The 17,448-nt window shown below is 53.9% G+C and carries 9 protein-coding genes and 1 tRNA gene; 2 read left to right on the top strand and 8 right to left on the bottom strand.

Translation table 11 applies throughout. The features are described from left to right. Positions 1-541: 541 nt before the first annotated feature. The 7 genes from LQZ21_RS05595 to uvrA all read right to left on the bottom strand — a co-directional run bounded on the left by LQZ21_RS05595 (position 542) and on the right by uvrA (position 15,744). The gene (locus LQZ21_RS05595; RefSeq protein ID WP_411043253.1) at positions 542-925 is read right to left on the bottom strand and encodes a hypothetical protein; all 384 of its coding nucleotides are present in this window, start codon (positions 923-925) and stop codon (positions 542-544) included. A 43-nt stretch (positions 926-968) separates the two neighbouring features. Next, positions 969-5,600: a SpoIIE family protein phosphatase gene (locus LQZ21_RS05590; RefSeq protein ID WP_411043252.1), complete on the bottom strand. Its 4,632-nt coding sequence runs from the start codon at positions 5,598-5,600 to the stop codon at positions 969-971. Positions 5,601-5,617: 17 nt separating this feature from the next. Next, on the bottom strand, positions 5,618-6,928 hold the full coding sequence (locus LQZ21_RS05585; RefSeq protein WP_411043251.1) for a tetratricopeptide repeat protein: 1,311 nt from the start codon (positions 6,926-6,928) through the stop codon (positions 5,618-5,620). 160 nt (positions 6,929-7,088) lie between these two features. Beyond that, positions 7,089-8,672 (bottom strand): glycoside hydrolase family 57 protein, encoded by a 1,584-nt coding sequence (locus tag LQZ21_RS05580; RefSeq protein ID WP_411043250.1) that lies wholly within the window; start codon positions 8,670-8,672, stop codon positions 7,089-7,091. 35 nt (positions 8,673-8,707) lie between these two features. Continuing rightward, positions 8,708-9,382 (bottom strand): DUF4912 domain-containing protein, encoded by a 675-nt coding sequence (locus LQZ21_RS05575; RefSeq protein ID WP_411043249.1) that lies wholly within the window; start codon positions 9,380-9,382, stop codon positions 8,708-8,710. A gap of 45 nt (positions 9,383-9,427) precedes the next feature. Beyond that, complete coding sequence (locus LQZ21_RS05570; protein WP_411043248.1) at positions 9,428-12,802, bottom strand: LPS-assembly protein LptD; 3,375 nt, start codon at positions 12,800-12,802, stop codon at positions 9,428-9,430. A gap of 20 nt (positions 12,803-12,822) precedes the next feature. Next, on the bottom strand, positions 12,823-15,744 hold the full coding sequence (uvrA, locus tag LQZ21_RS05565; protein ID WP_411043247.1) for an excinuclease ABC subunit UvrA: 2,922 nt from the start codon (positions 15,742-15,744) through the stop codon (positions 12,823-12,825). 264 nt (positions 15,745-16,008) lie between these two features. Here uvrA and LQZ21_RS05560 point away from each other — a divergent pair, with 264 nt between their 5' ends. Both LQZ21_RS05560 and LQZ21_RS05555 read left to right on the top strand, forming a co-directional pair. Next, on the top strand, positions 16,009-16,830 hold the full coding sequence (locus LQZ21_RS05560; protein ID WP_411043246.1) for a sugar phosphate isomerase/epimerase family protein: 822 nt from the start codon (positions 16,009-16,011) through the stop codon (positions 16,828-16,830). Positions 16,831-16,886: 56 nt separating this feature from the next. Then, positions 16,887-16,960: transfer RNA gene (locus tag LQZ21_RS05555), tRNA-Val, on the top strand. 81 nt (positions 16,961-17,041) lie between these two features. Here LQZ21_RS05555 and LQZ21_RS05550 read toward each other — a convergent pair. Further along, positions 17,042-17,419, bottom strand: a complete 378-nt coding sequence (locus LQZ21_RS05550; protein WP_411043245.1) for an FMN-binding protein — start codon at positions 17,417-17,419, stop codon at positions 17,042-17,044. Positions 17,420-17,448 lie beyond the last annotated feature (29 nt).

The raw sequence follows: 17,448 nt of genomic DNA, 5'->3' as shown, positions 1-17,448 counted from the left end.
CTTACAACGCCCCTTTCAGGTCCGCTGCTCCTCGCCGGCCGGGCTCTTCCCTCCCCTTCCCTATATTGCCAAATATCACCGCAGCCCCCTTCCGGAACGCCGCTTTCCTACCCCGTTTTTGACGGGTTTGCAGAGTATACTATACCTTCCTCAAAATTGTCAAGAACCTGAACTGCTTTTTTGACCATTATTTTGAGCCTTTTTCAAAATTTAATTGATTTTGAAAAAGCGGTTATGTCTGAAATTACGCCCCTCCGCCTTTCTTTTACATCCAAGGCCCTTTGACCGGCAAATTTTGCCGTTCAAAATCATAGCCCTTCCGGACCAGGGGATTTTGGAAAAGCCCCAATTCAAAAAACCCGCGATTTTTTCGGCGGTAAGAAAGACCATACTACACTTTAAAAATAATTACAAGCCCTTTTTCGGTTTTTTTTTTATTTTTTCCCCGGCTTCGATCTCCGACCGGATCCCGAAACCGGCTTATGGACCTCCCGCCGGAAGGTAGGTTCTTGAGTATGGAACCGCCAAAAAAGTAGGGTTTTTACCCTTTCCTGCCCTGCAGTTCCTGTTCCCGCTTTTCAATGCCCTCCTTTACCGAGGCAATTTCGGCAAGGATCACCTTTATGGCGGGAGTATCGGGAGTAATACCGGGACTTTCATGTTCCACCAGGGCGCTGTAGACCTCGGTCCCCAAACGGCCGATGAGTTTTTGAGCCTGGCCCTCAAGCTGTTTTATTTCCAGCTTTAAAATCGTGGTTTCCCCCAGATCTTGGGCCTTGGTCCCGGCCTTTTGCAGGATATCCTTGGATGCCTTGTATCCCTTTTCACCCAAATCCTGGGCTTTAGCCCCTGCTTTGGCCACAAATTCCTTTGAAACCTGGGCGCCGGTCTCGAAAAATTCCTTCATTCTGTCACTAAATGGCATAGTTCCTCCTTAAGCCGTCTTAAAAGTCCAGGTAAGGGCGGCTTTATTTACGCATGATTCCAAGGATGGCTAGATCGTCGAACTGATCGTCTTCCTTAAGATGAGTATAGCACATATAGGTATCATTGCCAGGGCCCTCCCGGGTATTAAAACAATATTCCCGGTATTGCAGGAAATGATCCTGTAAAAAACGGTCTACTGTTTTGTCTACCAATACCCGGGAATCCTCCCGGGCCTGGGGATCCCGGTAACAGCGGAACATTTTTTCCACCGAAACCAGGGCCAGGATGGCTTCTTCCACGGTACCTTTACAGGTGGTAAAATCAAAAAGCAGTTTCTTCTCCCCCTCGGGATCATGATATTTATACAGGGAATAGATCTTTTTATTCATCACCCCGTTGATGATATCCGTGACCCGGTCATAACCCAGGGTTTCATCCCCCTGGCCTGCCCGGTGGTTCCCGTGGGGGGTATCCGGGGGGCCATCGGTACAGAGGATCTCCTTAAAGTTTTGGTTCCGGAATTTTCGCTTGGAATCCTCAATGCCGTCGGTATAGAGGAACAGAATATCCCCCTGGTTAAAGGTAAGGGTTTCTACCGTATATCCTCCCATGGATTCCACCTCGGCGTTAGACAATACCCCGATAGCCGGGGTCGCCCGCAGGGTGGTGGCGTTCATTTTATGGTTCGATGCGTCATACCAATGCACGATATTGTCCCCGGCATTACAGAACCGGGCCAGCCCGGTTTGGGAATCAAAGAGGCAGAGGGTAAAGGCGGCGAACCGATCCCTAAAGGCTTGGCTTTCGATAAAGTCGTTGATCTGATACGCCAGCTCCTCTATATGCAGCCCCTTTTCGGTGGGCTCCCAGTTTTTAAAATAGGTGAGAAATATAGTAGCCACCTGGATCATGATCAGGGCCGCAGGGATCCCCTTGCCGGCCACATCACATATTATAACGGCAAAGTACCGGCCGTCCAGATCCAAATAATCAAAATAATCCCCCGAAACCCCCTTGGCCCCCTCATAATACCCAAAAAAACTGAGGTCCTTCGTATCCTTGCGGCCAAAGGTCAGCTTGTCCCCTGCATGGTTGGTCTCCAGGGGGATGAACTTTTTCTGTACCTCCTTACCGATGGAAAGATCATGGGATGCCAGGGCGGCCTGTACCAGGCCCTGGGTCATATCGTTGATGGTCTTTCCCAAAAGGGCGATCTCATCCCCGGAGCTAATCTGAATGTCCACCCCCGCGAGCCGGGTCTTATCCTCCGTATCCCGGATAAGGGCCACGTGATCCATCAGCTTCCTGAGGGGGCGGATAAGCAGGGCCGAGAGGATCGACGCCCCCAGGATACCTATGAGGAGGGCGGTGAGCGCCACCGCCAGGATGATCTCCAGCAGGGTCCGCTGCTCCCGGGATAGCAGTTCTATGATGGAATCAATGGAAATTTCCAATCGTATGAGGCCCCGGAAATAGGTATCCTCCACGCCTTGGCGGTACATGACGGGCTTAAAGAGGATAAACCTACGGTTCCCCGCTTCCGTAAAATATTCGGCGGGATACTCCGGCTCAGAACCGATCTCCCGGCTTATTTCGGCCAGCTTTTCGGTTAACCGGTCGTCCAGGGAACGGGTGGTGACCTGGATGTCCTCCATCCGCTGCCGGCTGGCCGTATCGGTGTTGAGGGTTAGGGAGATCCCTTCCTGGGTAAGGGCGGCGATACTGGCGGTAAGATCCCCCACTTCCTCCCGGGCCCGCTGGTCCAGTTCCCGGACGATCCCCTCCAAGCGGGGGGAAAGGGTATCCTGGAGCCGGGAGATACCGGGTTTAAATTCCAGGGTGTCTATCTTGGAAAGGATAGCCGGATCATTGGTGGCCCAGACATAGTCGTCAAATATGGTGGAGTCAGCACCAAACCCGGTGATGGTTACATACCCCGCCTCCGGGATGGACGAGGATTGGTCCGGGAGGAAGCCCAGTTCCAGCAGGTCCTCCGCGGGGAGGAAGAGCCGGGCGCCGGAGGCAAGGCCCTCTAAAAGTACGACCGATCGGTTCCAAAGTCCCTGGAGTAGGGTGGTCTCCTGGATCCTGATCATCATATAGTAAAGGGGGGCTGAAACGATCAGTACCACCAGGAGTACCAGGGTTATGGTATATGAAGCGAGTTTTAAACGCAGCCCCATCCCCCGGCGTCTGATTATTTTTATCTGTTTTTTCTTTTCCATAGGCATAAGATCTCCTGTCATGAGGGCGGCCGCCTCCACCTGTATGGCGGCGTTATCCGCCATAACCGTTCCAATACCCCGGACCGAAGTGACGGATCCTATACCGCAGAATGCCGTGATCACCATGATGAGGGGCAGGATCATATTGAACACCCACCGGCGTTCCCTCGAAATCCTCCAGGAGGGCTGCCAAATCCGGGAATAATCCCCATATTTGACGGTCCCGATCTCATCCACCGAGACCAGGGGATCGGTCAGATAAAGCCCCCGGAGGGGATGTTCCACGCCGATGCGATAACGGCCTTCCAAAATATCATCAATCCCTTCCAGGGTAATTTCCCGGTCCGACCGAATTTGAAAATCCCCCCGGGCCAACTGGAATTCCCGGTCATAGGGAGAAAACCCGTCCAGGTCCAGAAATATCCGCCTTACGGCGCCGTTTTCGGTAAATCCCCGTCCGAGGATCCTGAGGGAAAGCACCCCCTGATCATCCTGGTGGGCATCCACGTAACTGATATACGTATGGGGGACGTATTTATTGGTTCTCAAGAAGACCCGGGAGGGCTCGCCGATATTCCCCGCCGCGTCCACGGCGGCCAGGGTAAAGCTCCATATCCCGTTATCCTGATTGGTATAGGAAACCGAGAGGGCCCTTCCCATGATCCGCGGAGAGGGCCGGGAGACCGGGGGAAACTGTTTTTCGGCGGCGGATAAAAAATCTTCCCGTCCCAGGGCACTCAAGGGGCCCACCGGACCGAGGTACTCCAGTTTCCAGGTATACCCCGCGATATCCGGTACCGCGGACCATCCCAGGGAAAAGGTATTGGAGAGGAGGTACCCCTGGTCATCCGTGGGGGGGTCGATAAGGTTCACCGCCGGGGGCGGGGTAATATCCCGGAGGTATTCCAGCCGGACCGGGGGAGACCAGTTTCCCGCGTAATCCTGGGCAATCAGGGTAAAATACCAGGCTCCCTCCCCATCGGCGTTTTCCTCCACCGACCGCTCCGCATCGGCGGAGACCCGGATCTGTTTTGGGGGCTCGGCTTCGGGAGAGCGGCTCCAGACATAGGAAAAACCCCGAATCCCCGAAGGATCATAGGGAATATTCCAGGAGATCCGCACCCGGTTTCCCCGGCTGGGCCTGCCGGGGGTAAAATTCTCAGCCCTAAGCCGGGGCGGGGTAACGGACCGGTCGGGAAACCGGGCATATATCCGGTCCATCCCCCGGGATGTCCCCTGCCAAAACAGGGAGAGACCGTCCCTATCCACCACCGGACGGACAAAAATCGCGGCCCGGCCGGCGGCACCGGAAAGCTCGTAATTTTGCCAGGCGGCTCCCGATTTTTGGGCCAGGAACACCTGATTGTTCCCCCGACGATTATCAAACCAGACGAGGGTGATTTCCCCTTCGTACCAGAAGGCTATGGGATTATTCCCATAGCCTTCGTCGGTGTTGATCCGCTCGACTATTCCTTCGACATTTCCGTTTTCCCGGATAAAGGCGCCGTAGATCTGGGGGGGGCCGGCGGCATACCGGCGTTCCCAGACCAGGTAGAGCCGGTTGTTCTGGGCCAGCAGAAAGGGCCGCTGGTTGTCAAACCGATCCGCCGAGGCGGCGGTATTGGGGGAAGGGGTTTGGAATTGGGTGATCCGCCGGGGAGGAGTCCAGGTTAGCCCGCCGTTGGAGCTGGCGGTGATAAACAACTGAAAGGCGGGGTTCTCTTCCCCCTTCACCAGGGACTGAAAAACCACATAATCGGTGCCGTTTACGGAACTCAGGGTGGGAAGAAAATTGAGGGTTAGGGAACCATCCCGGACCAGGGGCGTAAAGGAGGACCAGGAAAATCCGTCGAGGGACCGGGCATAATACAGGTCCAGGGACTGCCCTACCCCGCGGCTGATAAAGAGGTAGTACCCCCCCCCTGAGCGGGAAAAGATCCGGGGGGCTAGGGAAGTTTCGGAGCCAAAGTTAAGGCGGACCTTACGAAAGGTTTCGCCCCGGTCATCGGAAATAAGCAGTTCCGTTTCGGTGGAAGAAACCGCCGCCGCGATAAGGATCCGGCCGCCTGGGTCCATGGCGGCGCTTAAAATAGCCGGTTCGGCCCCCCCATAGACATAGGGCCCCCCCACGGCAGGGTGAAAGCGCCAGGTCCCGTCGGCGGCCTTAAGCGCCAGGGAGACGGTGATAAGCCCGTCCCCGGCTGTATTGGAACCGGCGGCGGGAATGTCCCGGCTCTCCTGCCAGGCCACCATGGACATATCACCGTTGGAAGCCGCCACGGGAAAGCTGCCCGCTCCGGGGGAAAAGACCTCCGGATTCTCCCAATAAAAGTCCGAGAGGGCATAGAGCGTCCGGGACAAAAAAAGGAGGAACGCCAGGGAGAAAAGCCGCCTTCCCAAACCATGCTTCCGATGCCTGCCGGTATCTTCGTTTGAGGGGAGATCCATTATACCGGCCCTTTCCATCATAATACCGACTCGATCCGGCGCTGTAACGCGATGATCTTGGTTGAATTACGGTATCGGGGGTTTCGTAAAAGCTGCCGGATGATGGACAGGGCGGTAATGGGATTACCCTCCTGTAATTCCTGGACCGCCCGTTGGTAATCCGCTTCGGCATCATCGTCCAGAACAATGGCTTCCGTTTCCCCCATGCCGGTTTGAACATAGTCCCTGAGGGCCAGGGCCTGGCGGTTATGGGGGTTTAAGCGCAGGGCCTGGTTCAACAGTTCCAGGGCAAAGGGGTACTGACTGCGGTCCTGGGGATCGATCATGTTTTCCGCCGCAACGGTAAGCTCATTGGATTGGGCCAGGTCCTGGGGATTCGGCGGAGGCAAACGATAACCCATATCCAGTTCCGCCTGGTCCAGGATATCCCCCAGGCCCGGATACTGGGGGTTGATCAGGGCCAGGGTTTGGAGGTCATCAAAGGCATCGCGGGATCGACGCTTGATACCGGCCACCGCTTCGTCCAGGCGGCGGCGGAAGGAACGGTTAAAGGCGGAAGGGTTCGTAATCTGATCGATCCGTAGTTCCAAAAAATCCGCTTCATCGTTAACCGGAAATAACAGCCGTATCTGCTGGGTTTTTTGCCGGGCTTCGGTTAATTTGGTAAGCCCCGCGCTCCGCCGGTCCGTATTGATAAAGAGGAGCCCCTCGGCGTAGGATTTTTTCGCGTCGCTCAAAAGCTGGCTCATCTCCGCATAAAGGGGGGCCGTGACGGGAATAACCCTGCCGGATCTGAGGGAACGGGCTCCCCGGATCAGGGTTAACCAATAGGTAATTTCGGAATTTTCCACGCCGGCGCTGATCCGGTACCGGATCAGCATTTCTTCGGCCTCGTCAAAATTACCGGCAAAATAGATTTCCCGGACTTTATTTATCAGGTCCCGGACTTCCCGGAGGAGGTCTTCATCCTCCGGCCCGATTTGGGCGATTTCCTGATGCGGGGTAAAGGCAGGCGTCAATTCCCCGGTATCAGGAACCGGGGTTTCGGCGGCACGGGGCTGCTCAAACGCAGGGTCCGGGGGCGGTTTTACTTTATCAGGCTCCGAAGGGGCATACTGAGCGATACGGGGAAGGGCGGGCCCCGGATCGCCACCGGCGGTAAAACCCGCCGAATGGCCGGATCGGTTTCCTGGGTCCCAAACTTCGGTTTGGGACGGATCTGTATCCCCCTGTCCCTGGGCATGGACATCAAGAATGGCCGCTTTTAGGGATAAAACAACCATTAAAAGCAAAAAAAAAGGCTTTTTCCGCCGATGGAGGCCGATCATTTTTTAGTATACCCTTGAGGCGTTTCCAAAACCCGGTGGGATTTGAAAATGCCTCCTTTTAGTATCGGCACAAAGGGGTAATATCTAAATTACGAACCCGGGTTTGCGGGCGGGAATGGGAAGATTTGTTCAAAAACCAACCGGGAGTTCCGGGGTTTCCCTAATGTTTGCGCCGAAAAACCCGGTAATTAATGGTGGGAAAAATATTATGCTGCCGTTCCAGGTTAGTCAGCCATTCGGTACTGATATAGTTGCTTCCCAGGGATTCATAGATGGTGGTAAAATTCCGCAGGGCCCCTTCAATTTGGCTCCGGGCATATTCGGGGGACTCCCCCTTATAGAGCATCTTCGCCCAGTCGGAAGCCTGGGCCAGGAGGATCTCCCGGGCGGCCTGATTCAGGGCCCGCTCCTTGAGCCCCGTATCATCGACAAAACGTTCGGCCAGTTCTATCATCCGTTCCAGGGAACGGATCACGTGACGGTATATCCAATCGTTGGTGGCATCCAGCCACATTTCGGCGTATCCGTTAACCCCCCAGGAAGAAAATTCCGGAACCACCGTGACATAGGAACCGGGGGGCTGTTTATACAGGTACTCCGCGGGATTCATAAATTGAATCTCCTCTCTTTGGGCCCCCTCCCGAAACAGGGCCTCAATAAACCGCGACCCCTCATACCAGCAGCGCCCAAAGGTATCCGCGTCATAGGCGCAAAGACTTATGGCGGTCTCATCCATATATTCCTCGGCCTTTTTAAACCGGGCGATACGGTTTTCCAGGAATATCCGGGCATGCTCCCGGGCCTTTTCCACGGCCGATTCGGGATCGTAGAGGGGCTTGGGGGCCACCGCCGGAGAGCGGCCGTCCCCCTGACTCCGGTACTTAAACCCTGTCCGGGCACGAACACCGCCGGGACCCAGAAAGGGCTTGATCAGCTCCGCGGGAAGCTCATAGCCCACGTCATCCCGGCAATCCTGATACCGTGGATCAAAGGAAAAACCCGTCTCCGGTTCCGCCAGATCCCGGGCGGCGTAATGATCCCGGGACAAGAGCAAAATTCCCGCGGGGGTTTTTGCCGGATAAAAAGTTCCCCGGACCGGCGGAGGGGTCCCCAAAAAAAACGCATGGGAATCAACGACGGTATAGCTGAATCCATAGGATCGGATCTGTTTATCCAGTTCATCGTTCCAGCCGAGTTCCGGAAGCCAGAACCCCTGGGGATTGATATCAAAAAAACGGCGATGGGAGGCAATCGCCACCTCAAACTGGGCCTGAACCGCTTCGGTGTAATTGGCATAAAAGGGCAGGAACGCATAGGTGGCGGCGGTGGCTAACAGCTCCACCTTTCCTTTTTTTTGATAATAGTCAAATATTTTAAGAATATTCCCCTCATACCGCTCGGTAAAAAGAATCCGTCTATCCACCGCCTGGTCGTAAAAAAACCGGCAGAGTCTCTGCATCGCCGGATCTCCCTCGGTCCGCTTGATTTCCTGAAAGCCGAATTCTATTTGCCGGTCGGTAAATTCCAAATATCTTCGGATCAGCGACTCATCGCTTAACATGTGGCACAGTGGAGGAGAGAGGGAAAGGGCCAGCCGGAAGGGAACATGATCCGCGTCCAGGCGATCCAGGGTTTCCAGCAAGGGAAGATAGGTTTCGGAGAGGGCTTCAAAAAACAGGCGTTCTTCTATTAACCAGGGAGGGTCGGCAGGGTGGACAAAGGGCACATGCATATTCAATACCATAGAAATAATATGGCGTTTATTCATAATCCGTACCTTCAGAAATTACCACCGCGATGCATACGGGGCAAACGATCGGTGTTACGGAGGATCCGAAGCTCATCAATTCCGGATAACCGCGTCAGCGGTTCCGGAGCGCTTTGCCATTCCGGAAGATTGAGCAGTCCCGGCAGCTTAAAGGGCCGGGACACGGCTAAAACTATTTCCTCCCCCCCCCGGCCGGCATCAATCTCCACCCGAAACCGCCCCCCCGAAGGGGGAAACCCAATATACCAGGCGGTATCCCCGATTCCCACGGGGATAATAAAAGAATCATCCGGGTTGAAGGCCGCTTGTTTTTTATCGGCCTGGGAAACTATTTTCAAATGATACCCCTCAAAATCATCGGCCCGTTCGTGGAGGTCCTTATCATACTTTTTGATTTCCCAAAAAGTATAAACCCACAGGGGATCCCGAAGCAGCACGTCAATATAGGTAATATTGTACTGTTTGGGGACCGGCGCCGGCTCCAACAGATCCATCTCCCGGAGGGGAATTTCGCTTTCCCGCCCGGAACCATCCGGCTCCCCGCCCTCCGGATCCAATAATTCTTCTATTATAAAAACCCGTTCCGTACCCGGGGGAATATCCACCCCGTAACTATCCGCCAGCTTTGCCAGCTCAGCGGTAGTCAAACTTTCCAAATAAGACCGTGTAAGCCGATAATCATCCATATTTTGTTGATAATGAGAAAAAGAGAGACCATTGTCAAGGAGGTCTTACCGGAAGACAAATTTATCCTTGTCACGAAAAATTTCGGTTTTTATTTCCGTTACCGGCACCCACTGGACCAGGAAAGAGATTTCCGGGTTTAGTTTGTATACTGGACGGCTCGGGTCGGTACTATCCAGATAGGGGGTCATGGTTAGTCCCAGTTTGGCGTTCCAGTCCCCCAAATGGTGAAGGGCGGTGAGTTTTATCGATCTTAATTTAAATCCCGAAGATTTCCTGAGGTCTTCCCGGTCAAACCTGAAGGAATTCAACAGATCCTTAAACAAATTTCTCTCTCCCGGCAGGTCGGCGGTAAATTTGAGAAAGGGAAGGTCCTGAAAATACCGGAAGATAACGGCGTTTTCCGAGGTCGCCTCAAAGGCCAGATCAAGAAAATTGGTGACCCCCAGGGTAAATCCCATGGAAAAGGTAAAATTAGAATTGGTATACCGCTGTAAATCAAAGGCAAGGGCGGAATTTATCCGTAAGCCCAGGGAGAGCCGATCTTGCCAAAGGGAAGCCCGTTTAAATTCTCCCACAAACCCAAGTTTAAACTCCTTCATGTTTAGTTTTTCCGGCTCATTGGTCAGCCGCCAGCCTTCTTCGCCTTTTTTGGTTATTAATTCATAGGTCTTGGAACGGATGGCGACAAAGGATGCCGAAAGTCCCTTCCACACCAAGGAGGTGGTGAGATTGGTAAATTCCTCCACCTCGGGGCTGTACACCATGCTCTGCTGCAAATAGGTGTTCGGAGTGAAACGCAGGGTTTCGGTAACATACAGGGGATCCCAGGTCCGGTCACTCTCAAAGGGATCATTGATTTTGTTGCGGATATTGGTTTCGGTCAACCAAATCCTCAGGTAGGCGTCTTCGGATATGGCCGAATCCTTGGGGGGCAAGTCCGTGGTAAGGGAGAGGGTTTGGTTTTTTTCCCGTACCGACGCGGCAATATTGGCGGCGAACCGGTGGATCTCTATATTCGTATTATCCCATTTACCGTATAATATGTCCCAGTCCGGGTCCTGACCGGTTCCGACAAAAGAAGATTTAGCGATAAGCCCCCTTAGGGTATACTGTATATTGGAATTCCCCCATACGGCATTTTGGTACAAGGGTTTTATCGTGGTAATAAATTCCGAAGAGGTACTAAAGGACGTAGCGCCATACGTCCGTGCCCGGGCGCTGTTCACCGCGCTAGGCGTAGAAAATTCCCTGGCATCTTCATTTAAAAAAACATAATCCTGCCATGAAGCGGAACCGAAAAAACGTAAGGACGTGGTGTATAAGGAGCTTACCGGTTCCTTGAAGGTAAAGGTGAAGCTTCCGTCGGTCCTGAAACTGCTCAATATCGAAGACACATCGCTCCAGTCAACCTGATCCACGGCAGGCCACTGGGAATGATCAAATTGAAGCTCGGTGACACCCGCGGGATTAAAAAAGTAGTCAAAGGTAAATTGGCCCCCGCCGCTGGTGGTGACCAGATCGAATTGCTGGCTCAAAACCGGCGGCTGTAGGGGATCCGAAGCATCCCCGCTGCCGATTTCATCGGTGCCCTCTCCCCAGGGGGATCGGGGGGTACCGAGGGTGGCCAGGGGATCATCCTGGACAGTCGCCTCCTCGGAAGCCGGGGGCGGGGTTACGGTGGCAGGCGCGTTATATCCCAGGGTCAGGGGGGTCCCTGAAATGGAAGTACTAATGGAAAAGATGGTAAATTTATTCGGATAGAAAAAAGTCCGGGTCGGAGAAATGTCGTTAGAGACATTGGAGGACTTGGTTTCAAAAGAAATGGCGCTGGTCAGGCTGGAAATAGACAGATTCGAAAGATAGGGGGCCAATCCGGGTAAGGAGGGGGTAGCGGACCCGGAGAGCCTCCATTCATAGGAACCGAGGGGGGTTTTTTCCGTAGTAGTGGTAGTAGTGGTAGTATCGGTATCATCCTCCCCCCGGATCATTTTCATCCAATCCAATTTTTCGGAACGGTTTAAAAAATCCAGATCCACAAAGGGATCGGAATAAAAGGGAAAAGTCCAATTCATGGTTCCCAATTTTCCCGATAAAGCGCCCTTGGTATTCAACCGGTACCGCATATACGGCAGGGTAGACGAAAACAACTGGGAGGAATTCCACTCGCTTTTCCCTTCCGCATTTTGAAAAGGAGAATAGCCCCCACTGTGTTGATATATATTCCGGGTGAACCCTAATCCAAAGGAAAGTTCCGACGGACCCAAAATACCCTTGGAGGGTAACTCCAGTTCTGTCCCAATATAAAACCCCAGGTTTGCGTAAGCATCCAGGATAAGGGATAACCTGGTGTCATTGGGATCCGTTGCTTTGCGGCCCGTACTCCGCAGAAAAATCCCCTCCCGGATCCGCTCCATATCGGACCCTCCTCCCATAATACTGGTCAGGGAACTTTCCGCTGAGGAAGCCGCTTTGGGACGGCCTAAAATATAGGTGGTAGTCTGGAAAAAAGTTCCTTCCCGGGTACGGTACCCTACAACGGGGTGGAAAACCAACTCATCCGAGGGATACAAAAAAAAAGGAAAATAAAAAACAGGGATTTCCCCTACCTTGAGGACGGCATTAAGAACCGCCCAATCGGAGCCGGGTAGGAGCCACAACCGGGAAGCATGGAGCGACCAAAAAGCTTCGGCATTGGAGGCGTTGGATATATCGGCGTTGGTTAGAATGGTCACTTCCTGATCATTGCGGGAAATAACTTCCCCGGCAAAACGAAAGACCGTATCATCCTCCGCCATGGAGCGTTCCGTCATACCGTTTAAAAAAACACTGTCCCAATCATCAAGATTGACGGTGATGGATTCGCCCCGGAAGGTCTCCCGGGTATCCCCCTCTTCTTTTACATACTCCACCCCCCCGGTGGCGGTGATGATATTCCGGGTGCGGTTAAAGAGGATCTCCCAGGCTTTGATCCGGTGGACCGCGTCCCCCTCGTGGAGCCGCAGGACCACATCCCCCCGGAGGCGGGCATAATCTTCATCCACACTTTCCAGGGTAAAATATTCACTACTTCGGGCGGATTCAACAATAATGGTCCGTTTACCGGCCTCTTCCGGATCGGAAACCGGCGGAGACAGCTGGTAATAATCCCGCAGCCGGTTGGCCAGTTCCTCCCGGCTTCCCCCATCGCTTAATCCAAGGCTCCGGCACCAAGCCGCCAGTTCCGTAAGGGAAGAGGTTTTTATATCCAACTCCAGGATCTTTTCTTCCTGGGGCACTTCTTCAACTTCAGCTTCAGCCGCTTCTTCCCCCCCGGCCGCTTCCGCTTCCGTAAGGCCGGTTTCAGGGTCATCAGTGGGCTGATCCTGGGCCTCGGCCGGCATCCATAGACCTAAGCCGATGATAAGGAAAAATAACTTCAAAAACCAAGGGAAGTTTTTTTTCATATCCGCCGTTCCAACCCTTTATGACCGGATTTACCGCCTGCCCTTGGGGCAGTACCGGTTTCTTTCCGCTTCAGTAATTCTTTAAGATAGATCCCCGTATAGGAATGGGGACAGGCGGCCACCGCTTCCGGGGTTCCGGTCACCACGACCTCCCCGCCCCGATCCCCCCCCTCGGGACCCAAATCGACGAGATAATCCGCCTGGAGGAGTACGTCCAGGTTATGTTCTATCATAACCACCGTATTCCCCTGTTCCACCAAGCGCTGGATCACCTCCATGAGCTGCTTTACATCGGCAAAATGGAGCCCGGTGGTAGGCTCGTCCAGGATGTAGAGGGTCTTACCGGTGGAACGTTTGGACAGTTCCAGGGCAAGTTTGACCCGCTGGGCCTCCCCGCCGGAAAGGGTCAGGGCGGACTGGCCGAGCTTAACATAACCCAGCCCCACCGAGAGGAGGGTATCCATTTTCCGGGCAATGTGGGGAATATAGGAAAAAAATTCCGCCGCTTCCTCAATGGTCATATCCAACACATCGGCGATATTTTTCCCCTTATAGCGGATCTCCAGGGTTTCCCTGTTGAACCGCTGACCATGGCACACATCACAGGTGATATACACATCGGGGAGAAAATTCATCTCGATCTTGATGGTCCCGTCCCCCTGGCAATTTTCACAACGCCCCCCCCGGACATTAAAGGAGAACCGTCCCGGCTTGTATCCCCGCATCTTAGCATCGGGAAGGCTGGCAAAAAGATCCCGGATACCGGAAAAAACCCCCACATAGGTGGCGGGATTGGATCGGGGGGTCCTGCCTATAGGGCTTTGGTCGATATCGATCACCTTGTCGATAAACTCCACCCCTTCTATGGACTTATAGGCCCCCTCGCTGTGGCTGGTCCGGTATATCCGGTTGAGTAAGGCCGGATAGAGGACATCCGAGAGCAGGGTTGATTTACCGGACCCGGAGACCCCGGTAATGCAGGTGAAAACCCCGAGGGGGATATCCACATCAATACCCTTGAGGTTGTGTTCCGACACTCCCCGAAGGCGAATCACCTGGCCGTTACCCTTCCGCCGTTCCCGGGGAATCTCCATAAAAAGGGTTCCCGCCAAATACCGGCCGGTAAGGCTTTCGGAAATCCCCATCACCTCCTGAGGATCGCCCTGGGCCACCACTTTCCCCCCGTGGACCCCCGCGCCGGGGCCTAAGTCTACGATATGATCCGCGGTACGGAGGGTTTGTTCGTCGTGTTCCACCACGATCAGGGTGTTTCCCAGGTTGCGGAGGTAGAGCAGGGTATCAATGAGCCGCTGGTTATCCCGCTGGTGGAGACCGATGGAGGGCTCGTCCAGGATATAGAGTACCCCCACCAGACTTGAACCTATCTGGGTGGCCAGGCGTATCCGCTGGGCCTCCCCGCCGGAAAGGGTCGCGGCCTTCCGTTCCAGGGTAAGGTAATCCAAGCCCACGTTTTTCATAAACCCCAGCCGGGCATTGATCTCCTTTAATATCTGATGGGCTATTTTTTTTTCACTTTTAGTCAATTTGATATGTTCAAAAAATTTAAGGGAGTCCGTTACCGAAAGGCTGGTGAGTTCCCAGATATTTTTCCCCCCCACGGTGACCCCCAGGACTTCCGGTTTAAGCCGCTTGCCTCCGCAGTCCTCGCAGGGCTTCTGGCTCATAAACTTTTCCAGCCATTCCTTGATCCCCGAAGACTGGGTTTCCAGGTAACGCCGCTTGAGGTCCTCCAGTACCCCGGGGAAACGGGTGTTGTAATCGAAATAACCGGTTTTATCCTTGCTTTCATAATGTACATCGATGCTCTCCCCGCTGCCGTAGAGGATCGCGTTCATGGCCCGCTTGGGAAGGTCCTTAAAGGGGGTATCTAAGCTGAATTTGAAGTGCCGAGCGAGGCTTTCAAACCGGCTCCGGTGCCAGGCGCTGTCCGGGTTATAGGGGACGCAGCCCCCTTCGTTAAAAGAGAGGGACGGATTGGGGATCACCAGATTGGGATCAAACTCAAGTTTTGCCCCCAGGCCGGAACAGCTGGGACAGGCCCCAAAGGGATTGTTAAACGAAAAAAGCCGGGGCTGTAATTCGGGGATCGAGATTCCGCAGTCGGGGCAGGCGTTTTTCTGGGAGAAAAAGTATTCGGTGGTCCCGCCCTTGGCGGAATCCCCCCCCTCAGTCGAGCCGCCGCCTTTCTGAACCACCGCCAGCATGATCCCATCGGCGGTTTGAAGGCAGGTTTCTACCGATTCGGCAAGACGGGAACGGATATCCGGCCCAATCACCAGCCGGTCCACGATGATCTCTATGGTATGTTTTTTTTGCTTGTCCAGTTTTATATCTTCGTCCAGGCTCACCGGAACTCCGTCTATCCGGGCCCGGACAAACCCCGCTTTTCGGGCATCCTCCAGGATCTTTTGATGTTCCCCCTTCTTTCCCCGGATCACCGGGGCGAGGAGTTGTACCCGGTCCCCGGTTCCCTTTTCCAATATGGTATCGATAATCGAATCCACCGGCTGTTCCCGGATCTCCCTGCCGCAAACCGGACAGTGGGGGATGCCGATCCGGGCGTAGAGGAGGCGGTAATAATCGTAAATTTCCGTGACCGTCCCCACGATGGACCGGGGGTTCCGGTGGGTGGTTTTTTGTTCTATGGATATAGCCGGGGAAAGTCCTTCAATATAATCCAGATCCGGCTTATCCATCCTTCCCAGAAACTGCCGGGCATAGGCGGAAAGACTCTCCACATAGCGCCGCTGTCCCTCGGCAAAAATCGTGTCAAAGGCCAGGGAACTTTTTCCCGACCCTGAAATGCCGGATATGACGATTAATTTATCCCGGGGAAGTTCCAGATCGATATTTTTTAAATTATGCTCCCGAGCACCCTTGATGATTAACTTATCCATAGGGGTTAAGTGTAACCCGGAGGGCGGGTGATAGGCAAGCACGTCTTAAATAACCGCAGCAAGTTACGGCCCCGCCGCGGCTTATTCGGCAAAAACCGCTTTGAGGTCTATCTCGCAGCCCGGCAGGATGCTTACCGGGGCGGTCTGGGATTCGTAATAGACACCCCTATGAACACAAATAAAAAATCGGTTATAATAGAGACTGTTTCAAAATCCTGTTATCCGGCGGGACCATCGTTTCCGGATAAGTTCGAGGAGGAAAAAATGTTGCCGATTATGTTACAGTTGTATAACCTGCGGGATGAGTTGGCCGTTGACTTTGAGGGAACCCTGCAGAAAATAGCCGCTCTGGGGTATCGGTATGTGGAATTGGCCGGTTTGTACGGTAAATCCCCCAAGGAGTTCAAGGCCGGGCTTCTTACGGCCGGTTTAACCGCCGTATCCGCCCATGTGCCCTACCGGGATATGCTGGCGGACCCGGAAAATGTAATGGACCGCTATATCGAAATCGGCTGCAAGTATATAGTCATCCCTTATCTGATCGAAGCGGATCGTTGTACCAGCCCAAATTACGAAGGGGTTAAAAAGGAAATAGCCAAACTCGGGGAGCTTGCAAAAAAACAGGGGGCGATTTTGTTGTACCACAACCACGAATTTGAATTTCAGTCCTACCATGGAAAATACGCCCTGGACGATCTTTACGATTCCATCCCCGCCGATCTTTTACAGACCGAAATCGACACCTGCTGGGCCAATATCGGGGGGGTAGACCCCGGCGAATATATCCTCAAGTACCGGGGCCGTTCCCCGGTGGTTCACCTCAAGGACTTTTATCTGCCCGAGGGGCTCTCCCCGGAAAACATGTACGAACTTATCGGCCAGGCCAAACAGGCGGGACCCAACGCCAAAGGGGGCTTTGAATTCCGTGCCGTTGGGTACGGCAGACAGGATATTCCCGCCATCCTCAAGGCTGCCGAGGAAGCGGGCGCTTCCTGGGTGGTGGTTGAACAGGACCTCCCCACCCCGGGTAAGACCCCGTTGGAGTGCGCCAAGGACAGTATCGATTATCTTAAGGGTCTGCAATAAGCCCCGGAATGCGCCCCGTTGACAGGGATCGCCGATTTCTGGTAGTTTAGGGGAAAGGGTGCATAACTCAGTTGGTTAGAGTGCCTGCTTTACACGCAGGATGTCCCTGGTTCGAATCCGGGTGCGCCCATTACCCCGGCCTTTCCCCGCTTACTGCGGGGAGGATGACCGCGAAACCTACCGGCCCGAAACAGGGGGGAAGCCATCCCTCCTACTTCAGTGCGGCCTCCACCGCCTTTAATATCGCCTTACTGCTTCCGGTTGCCCCGGAAATCGCGTCGACTTGCAGACTCTGTTTTTCAATGATCCGATCCGTTATCTTTTCCGCTTTTTTCCCTATGGGCGAACAAAAGTGTCTGACAATTTCTATACCGGTAATTTGGGCGTTTTCCAGACGCACCTCCAGGGTAACCTTTACCGGCGCTTTGGGCAGATCGTATTCACCCCGGTAGGTTCCGTCGGCCTTGCTGCGCAAGTCGGGCATTTCCGCCTGGATTGCGGCAAAATTGATGGCACAGGAGATAACCAGGAACAAGGAAAGTACCCCTATTACCAAAAAACGCGTTAATTGCGGCCGTAATTTCAACACACCGGAAACGTTACCATTTTCCCCCATGA

It is taken from the genome of Treponema sp. TIM-1 (genome assembly GCF_046533115.1).
In the GTDB taxonomy this organism is placed as follows: Bacteria; Spirochaetota; Spirochaetia; order Treponematales; family Breznakiellaceae; genus JAIRMO01.
Note: the sequence above shows the minus strand (reverse complement) of the source record. Positions and strands in the feature narration are given on the sequence as shown.

Bases quoted from the DNA above. Each gene is read 5' to 3' on its own strand.
- LQZ21_RS05590 (WP_411043252.1), bottom strand. From the start codon at position 5,600: ATGGATCTCCCCTCAAACGAAGATACCGGCAGGCATCGGAAGCATGGT.
- LQZ21_RS05595 (WP_411043253.1), bottom strand. From the start codon at position 925: ATGCCATTTAGTGACAGAATGAAGGAATTTTTCGAGACCGGCGCCCAG.
- LQZ21_RS05575 (WP_411043249.1), bottom strand. From the start codon at position 9,382: ATGGATGATTATCGGCTTACACGGTCTTATTTGGAAAGTTTGACTACC.
- LQZ21_RS05580 (WP_411043250.1), bottom strand. From the start codon at position 8,672: ATGGTATTGAATATGCATGTGCCCTTTGTCCACCCTGCCGACCCTCCC.
- uvrA (WP_411043247.1), bottom strand. From the start codon at position 15,744: ATGGATAAGTTAATCATCAAGGGTGCTCGGGAGCATAATTTAAAAAAT.
- LQZ21_RS05560 (WP_411043246.1), top strand. From the start codon at position 16,009: ATGTTGCCGATTATGTTACAGTTGTATAACCTGCGGGATGAGTTGGCC.
- LQZ21_RS05585 (WP_411043251.1), bottom strand. From the start codon at position 6,928: ATGATCGGCCTCCATCGGCGGAAAAAGCCTTTTTTTTTGCTTTTAATG.